The sequence below is a fragment of the Thioclava sp. F28-4 genome (assembly GCF_002020045.1).
GTDB classification, from domain to species: Bacteria; Pseudomonadota; Alphaproteobacteria; order Rhodobacterales; family Rhodobacteraceae; genus Thioclava; species Thioclava sediminum.
Window position 1 is genome coordinate 1 of sequence record NZ_MPZQ01000043.1, and the last position, 1,652, is coordinate 1,652.

General features: G+C 59.9%; 3 protein-coding genes and 1 pseudogene. 3 read left to right on the forward strand and 1 reads right to left on the reverse strand.

Annotated elements, in window-relative coordinates; genetic code table 11:
- Positions 1–110: 110 nt before the first annotated feature.
- A complete protein-coding gene (locus tag BMI87_RS21765; RefSeq protein WP_168175268.1) occupies positions 111–458 on the reverse strand; it encodes a BON domain-containing protein in 348 nt (115 codons plus the stop codon).
- A 202-nt stretch (positions 459–660) separates the two neighbouring features.
- Between BMI87_RS21765 and BMI87_RS21770 the strand changes: the two genes are divergently transcribed.
- The 3 genes and pseudogenes from BMI87_RS21770 to BMI87_RS21780 all read left to right on the forward strand — a co-directional run.
- Positions 661–858, forward strand: coding sequence for a hypothetical protein (locus tag BMI87_RS21770; RefSeq protein WP_078523539.1), 198 nt, complete (start codon positions 661–663; stop codon positions 856–858).
- A 56-nt stretch (positions 859–914) separates the two neighbouring features.
- Positions 915–1,187 (forward strand): hypothetical protein, encoded by a 273-nt coding sequence (locus BMI87_RS21775; RefSeq protein ID WP_078523540.1) that lies wholly within the window; start codon positions 915–917, stop codon positions 1,185–1,187.
- Between the two features lie 136 nt (positions 1,188–1,323).
- Positions 1,324–1,652 (forward strand): annotated as a pseudogene (locus BMI87_RS21780) (cytochrome P450); the annotation flags it as partial.

Genomic DNA, 1,652 nt, shown 5'->3' on the forward strand with positions numbered 1-1,652 from the left:
GTCACCGGCGGGATGCCGATGATCTAATCAAACGCGCGGGCCCGTCAGACATTTGCGGCGGCCCGCGCGGATTTCTCCCGCGGAATTTCGGAAGTCAGACTCGGTCAGCTTCAAGCCGGAATGACTTCGATCTGATTTTGGACAAGGAGAACACCACGCACTTCCTGCGCGAGCGCGTCTGCGAGTGTCCGCTGAAACTCCAACCCGATCGTGCCCTTGAGAGTCACGACCCCTTCGTCCACGACGATCAGAACGTGGCTCATGTCGATCCGCCCATCGCTTTCGAGCGCGCCCTTTACAGCAGGCGAAAGCTCCTCATCGCGCATCACGCGATCGGGTTGTTCTGGCGGTTCGGGCATGATCGGTTGCTCGACACCGTGATAGCCTTCCGGTCGGCTTGGCTCGGCAAGATCCGAGCGCACCACGCGGACATCTTTTTCATCGCCATTCTCAGTCATGATTACCTCCATGGCTGTGGAAGAGTTCAACGGGTGAATGTCTCGCTTGTTCCTGCACAGGCCGAACTCGGTGCGATTACGATGCTCCTCAAGATGGAACAATGCGTGGCGCGTGTTGTTTCTTCGATATGCATGACGACCCTCGCGTGCAGCACCGCACGGGTCTCACGCGAGGGCTCACTTTGACCAAAGGAGGCCCATCATGTTGACCAGACTGCTTTTTGCCGCCTCAGCCCTTGGCGCCTTGGGGTATCTCATCAACCAGCGGCGCCACACGTCTTCTTCGGAAGTTCGACCAGCAGGCCCTTCACAGATGCGCAATCCGCCGCGGCAATGGGATCAGGTGGATGAGCAAATGGACGAGAGCTTCCCGGCGAGCGACCCGCCCGCGAATTACTGACCTCACCAGCGAGGCTCCGGTATCGAGCCGCCGGCTCCTGCGCAGAGAGCGATGACATGCCCAACACTTATCTCGAAGACACATTGATCACTTTGGAGGCCCGGCTGATTGCGCAGCGGCGCCTTTTGGCGCGAATGGTGGCGGAGATGCCCCCAGAAGCACGCGAAACCCTTCTTTCCTGGATCAACGAGCGTGAAGTGATGCGCGACGGGCAGGAAGATCCCGGTGCCGTGCCTGACGCGGTCGATGCGCTCCCATTAAGCATCGCCCAAGAGTTCCAGCAGATCGCGACACTCGCACGCCGTCACCACCGCAGCAGTGATTTATAGACACGGACTGAGTGTGAGCGATGAAAACGACACCGCGCGACAGACGACCCAAACCGCCCTGCCCTGCGTTGCGCAGCACTGCTACAGCCCAGTTTGGTGCGTCCGTGACAAATTCAACCACAGCGAGGGAAGGCAGATGCATCATTCCCAAACCATTCCCCACCTTCCGGAGATCGACAGCACCCGCGCCTTTCTCAGCGAGGGCTATCCATTCATTTCGCGCAGATGCGACGAGCTTGGAAGCGATGCGATCCGAACCCGCTTGATGCTACGCCCGGTCACGTTTCTTCGCGGATTGGATGCGGTTCGCGGCTTCTATCGGGCGGGCCGCATGACACGCCGCGGAGCGATGCCACCGACCGTAGTGCCGCTTCTCCAGGGCAAGGGCAGCGTGCAAAGTCTCGACGGCGCAGAGCATCAGGTCCGCAAGAAAATGTTTCTCGATCTCATGGCCCCCGTGCGGCT